Annotated in this window: 4 protein-coding genes; all 4 read right to left on the bottom strand. The window is 76.1% G+C overall.

Translation table 11 applies throughout. From position 1 onward, the window contains the following. Window positions 1-127: 127 nt before the first annotated feature. Window positions 128-769, bottom strand: a complete 642-nt coding sequence (gene def / locus ACFWOG_RS39390; RefSeq protein WP_329883121.1) for a peptide deformylase — start codon at window positions 767-769, stop codon at window positions 128-130. Between the two features lie 80 nt (window positions 770-849). Next, entirely contained in the window at window positions 850-1,839 is a 990-nt protein-coding gene (locus tag ACFWOG_RS39385; protein ID WP_329883122.1) for a hypothetical protein, read from the bottom strand. A 233-nt stretch (window positions 1,840-2,072) separates the two neighbouring features. After that, a complete protein-coding gene (locus ACFWOG_RS39380; protein WP_380364428.1) occupies window positions 2,073-3,431 on the bottom strand; it encodes an HD-GYP domain-containing protein in 1,359 nt (452 codons plus the stop codon). Then, window positions 3,428-4,861 (bottom strand): HD-GYP domain-containing protein, encoded by a 1,434-nt coding sequence (locus ACFWOG_RS39375; RefSeq protein WP_380364426.1) that lies wholly within the window; start codon window positions 4,859-4,861, stop codon window positions 3,428-3,430. Before ACFWOG_RS39375 ends, ACFWOG_RS39380 begins: the two co-directional genes overlap by 4 nt. Window positions 4,862-5,104: the final 243 nt, after the last annotated feature.

Genomic DNA, 5,104 nt, shown 5'->3' with positions numbered 1-5,104 from the left:
GTACGGAACCTCCGCGGAGGTTCCGTACGGGGCAGCGGCGTTCGGGGCGCCCGCGCCGCGCCGGACACGGCGAAGGGCCGGGGAGCGGTCGCGGCTCCCCGGCCCTTCGTCAACTCCCCGGGCTGCGTCAGTCGTTCGAGACCGTCGCGTACCGCGGCGTGCCCTCGGCCATCTGCCGCAGCGCGTCCTTGCGGTCCCGCTTCGACAGCTTGTCGATGTAGAGGAACCCGTACAGGTGGTCGGTCTCGTGCTGGAGGCAGCGTGCGAAGAAGCCGGTGCCCTCCACCCGGACCGGGTTGCCGTCCTTGTCCCGGCCGGTCACCGCCGCGTAGTCCGGGCGGGCCAGCTCGGCGTACGCGGTCGGCACCGAGAGGCAGCCCTCGTTGCCGTCGTCCAGCACGCGGCGGCGGTCCGCCGGGTACTCCTCCAGCACCGGGTTGATCACGTGGCCGACGTGGCGGACACCCTCGTCGTCCGGGCAGTCGTAGACGAAGACCTTGAGGTCCACGCCGATCTGGTTGGCGGCCAGGCCCACGCCCTCCGCCGCGTACATCGACTGGAACATGTCGTCGATCAGCCCGGACAGCTCGCCGTCGAAGGCGGTCACGTCCTTCACCTCGCGGTGCAGAACCGGGTTGCCGAAGACGGTGATCGGGCGCGCGGTGCCCCTGGAGAGGTCCGGCTCCTCGCCGACCACCTTCACCGGCTGGTCCCCGCCCTGCTCGGGCTCGTGATCATGGTCGTGCTGGTGGTCGTGCTGCTCCGCCATCGCTGCTTTCCGCTTCCGCTTCCGTCGACTGCCGTGCCCGTGGACTGCCACGCTGTACCGGTCAAGGGTAAGCGGCCCGGTCAGCAGACTTCTTCGAGATCCCGATATGCCCGGGTTCCGGGCGCAGCGGCCGCCCAGCGGTCCAGCAGTGTCCGCACCAGACGGGCCGGCGCGGCGATCCCGCACTCGCGCTCGACCAGCCACGACATCCCGCCCGCGCCCTGGCTCAGATGGCTCAGGTGGCCCGGGTGCGCGGCGTCGCCGTCGTCGTGCGGGTCGTGGTGGGCGGTGTGCCCGTCGTCCGAGGCCATCCGGCTCTCCGAACAGGCACGGCACAGCAGCCGCACCGAGGACGTCCAGTCCTCCGCCGCGTAGCCGGCGTCCGCGACCAGCCGCTCCAGGGCGTCCCGGTCGGCCGCCGTCGCCGCCTGCAGCAGCACCACGTAGGTCGGCACCGGGGACGGCGCCCACAGCTCGATCTCGTCGAACACCGGGTAGGCGACCCCGTCGGTGACCCGTTCGCCGTGCGGTGCGCCGTCGTGCAGGACCACCTCGCCCCAGCGCCGGCCGGAGGACGGCAGCGGGATCGACAGGACCTCGATCCGGGCCGGGTCCAGTCGGCGGCCCCAGACCACCTCGGACTCGCCGTCCGGGGAGAGCCGCACCGGCGTCGTCCCCAGGTCCAGGCTGACCGGTCCGTCCGGCTGTCCGCCGGGACCGCCGGGCAGCCGCAGCCCGTACGCCTGCCAGGCCCGCCGGGCCAGCGCCCAGTCCTGCAGTGCCGTCGCCGTGATCCCGAGGTTCCACCAGTCCGGGGCGCCCTGTTCGCGGTCGAGCAGCGCCACCGCCCGCAGCCCGGCCGCCCGCGCCTGCTCCCAGTCGCGGCGGAACTTGTGCAGCAGCGCGAGGTTGAACCACGAGTCCGACAGCCACGGCTCCAGGTCGGCCGCCATCACCAGCAGCGCGCCGGCGTCCTCGTAGCGGCCGTCACCGATCAGCGTGAAAGCCCGGTCCGTCGTCTGCCGCCAGGTGGCGGACGGCCGGTGTCGTGCCCGGTGGAAGATCCTCACGTTCGTCCCTGCCGTCGTCGTCCGCTCAAGTCCCGTGTCCGCTCCCGCGTCCGGGGCCCGGTGCCCCGGGTCGGTGTTCCACGCTACGACCGCATCCAACCACGCCCACCGCCGCGCGCGCTTCCCACCGCCGCGGTTGCCCGGCGCCGGTCCCCACCCCCAGCCTGCCCGCACCGCCCCGCCGGCTCAACCCCGGACGGACGCCGTCCCCGCCCGGCGGCCCCGTGCCCGGGCTACCCGCGCACCCGGACCAGCGCGTCCACCACCCGGGCGTCGTACACCCGCCCGCGCCCCAGTCGCAGCACCTCCAGGACCTCCAGCCGGCCCACCGCCTCGCCCGCCCCGCGCCCCCGCGCCGCCGTCAACAGGTCGTCGTGCGCGTTCGCCACCCGGATGATCCTCGCGGCCAGCGGCACCGCCCGGCCGCCGCCGTCCGGCGCGGGCCACGGGTCGGCCAGCCGGGCGACCTGCTCGGCGACCTGCCGGGGTACGCCGGTCCGGCGGATCACCTCGCTGCCGAGCCGGGCGATCCGCTGCTGTTCGTCGTCCGGCAGCAGCGCCGTCGCCCCGCCGGGCACCGGCTCGACCAGCGACAGCTGCCCGACGTCGTGCATCAGCGCCGCGTACTCCAGCAGCGCGAGGTCCCGGGTGCCCAGGCCCAGCTCGCGGCCGAGCGCACAGGCGGTGTCGGCGACCCGTCGGGCGTGCCCGGGGGGTGTGTACCCGGCCACCTCGGTGGCCTTGGCGAGGCTGGCGATGGTCTGCCCGGTGGTGGCCCGGACGGCCGCCGCCCGTCGGAACGACACCTGCGCCAGCAGCAGCGGCGCGCAGAACAGCGGCAGCGCCCAGAGCCCCACCTCGCCGGCGGCCAGGCTGACCAGCATGCCGGTGGCGACGATCGCCGAGCCGATCCCGAACAGCGAGCGCAGCTCGTCCTCCAGCACCGCCGGGAACCGCAGCCCGCTGCGGGCCCGGCGCAGCAGCGCCGCCAGGGTGACGTCGCAGAGCGCGGCGAGCGCGGCGACCGCGGTCAGGAACGCCCCGTACGCCGGGCCGTCCGCGGAGTACCGGTCGACCACCCCGCTGTTGTAGAGCGGCTGGAACACCGCGGCCGCGAAGGCGGCGCCGAGCAGCCGCCGCGCCGCGCCGTCCCAGCGTGCGCGGTCGCCCCAGGGCCGGCGCCGGTGCCGCCGGTCGCCGCGCGGGCCCGGCGCCGCCGCCCGTACCGCCGCCCGGAGCGCGGCGGGCAGCAGGGCGAGGAGCAGGCCGACGCCGGTCACGGCCACCACCTGGAGGACCCCGTGCGCGGTCGGCAGCCCGCGCAACGGCCCGAGCAGCGCGTACGCGAGCGCGCCGGCGGCCCCGATCGGCGCCTGCTCGCGGTCACCGGGGAGGGTGATCCGGACGCACTCGCCGAGCGCGATCAGCACGGTGAAGGCCAGCGCCACACCGGGCTCGGCCACCCCCCGGACCGCCACCGCACCCAGTGCGGCGGCCAGCAGCGCGAGCGCCCCGGCGTGCACCACGCGCACCGGGCCCGTGCTCGGCGCCCGCACGCCCGCCACCCGCGCCCGGTCGGTCGCCGCGCTCACGGCTGCCCGGTCGTCGGCACGGTGCCGCCCTGGGCGGGGACGCCGCGCGGGGCCGCCCGGACCGGCTCGGGGACGCCGAGCGGGATGTCCGGCACCGCCCGGATGCAGTCGGCGGGCGGCGGCAGCACCGGCTGCCAGTCGTGGACGGCCAGCGCGGAGACCAGCGCCCGCACCATCACCGGATCGAACTGGCTGCCCGAGCAGCGCTCCAGCTCCGCCACCGCCTCCGTGACCGGCCTGCCCCGCCGGTAGGAGCGGGTGGACGTCATCGAGTCGAACGCGTCCGCGACCGAGATGATCCGGGCGAACTCCGGGATCTGCCGGCCGGCCAGCCCGCTGGGGTAGCCCCGCCCGTCCATCCGCTCGTGGTGGTGCAGGATCCCGGCGTGCGCCTCGCCCAGGAAGGCGATCCCGCGCACCAGCTCGTACCCGTGCACCGGGTGCACCTCGACGGCCCGCCGCTCGACCTCGGTGAGGGGACCGTTTCTGCGCAGAAGCTCGGTGGCGACCCCCAGCTTGCCGACGTCGTGCAGGACGCCCGCGTACCGCAGGGTGCGCAGCCGCTCGGACTCCATGCCGAGCTGACCGGCGATCAGCACCGCCGCCTTGCCGACCCGTTCGCTGTGCCCCCGGGTGTAGGCGTCCTTGATCTCCACCGCCTGGACCAGGGCCTGGACGGTGGCCTGGTGGGCCTCGCGCTCCCGGTGCCCCTGGGCGAACACCCACGCGGAGATGGTCAGCGGCAGTAGGGCCAGCAGCGCGGCGAACGCGCCGTACGGCCCCTGCCAGAGGACGGCGACCATCAGCCCGCCGGCCGCGTGCACCACCACGGGCAGCCCGACCGCGGCGGCCGGCCCGCGCAGCAGCACGGTGGGCCGACGCCCCTCCGCCAGCACCAGCATGCCGCCCACCAGCACCCCGTTGACCAGGCAGAACGTGCCGAGCGCGGCGAAGCCCGGGAGCAGCGCGGCGGGGAAGCGGGAGCCGAGCAGCAGTTGCGGGCCGGCCAGGAGGTGGAAGACCAGCGAGGCGGCGAAGGCGGAGAGCGCGAGCTGGGAGCCGTTCCACAGCTGCCGCCGCCGGCAGGCCGGTTCGGCGGCGCCCACCAGCGCGGCCGGCGCCGCCACCAGGGCGGCGGCGGCCGGCGGCAGCATCAGCACCCCGGCGAACAGCACCGGGAAGAAGGCGTTGACGCTGGGCCGGGCCGGCACCCGGGCCGCCGACGGGGGGCGGCGCAGCACCGCCCGGACCAGCCGCAGGCACGGCGTGGGCAGCCCCTGGGCGAGCGACTCCCAGCACCCGTGCAGGAAGGCCAGCAGCCCGACCTTGGGCCAGTCCACCGGCGCGCCGAGCCAGTGCGGCGGGTCCAGCGGGGCCGGTGCGGGCAGCAGCGGCAGCAGGCAGCAGAGCGCCGCCACCGGGACGGCCACGAGGTAGCGCGTGGCGCCCTCCGGCAGGTCCGTGTCTCCACTGTCGGTAGCGATCTCGACCTCCCCGCCGTCCTGGCCCGCGCGGCGCCCGGCCCGCCGGGCCGACCGGCGGTGAGTGCCCGTCAGGAGGATAGGGCGCCGTTCCGGCGTGGGGACGCATGATGGCGCAATGCCGCAGCTGGCACACCGCCAACTCACTCGAACGAGTGACGGCGCATACGAGCAGAACGGGAGCGGCCCCGG

It is taken from the genome of Kitasatospora sp. NPDC058406 (assembly GCF_042722765.1).
Lineage (GTDB): Bacteria > Actinomycetota > Actinomycetes > Streptomycetales > Streptomycetaceae > Kitasatospora.
This window is presented reverse-complemented; position numbering and strand designations above follow the sequence as displayed.

Excerpts from the sequence above, each read along its gene's own strand:
- def (WP_329883121.1), bottom strand. The coding sequence starts at position 769 with ATGGCGGAGCAGCACGACCACCAGCACGACCATGATCACGAGCCCGAG.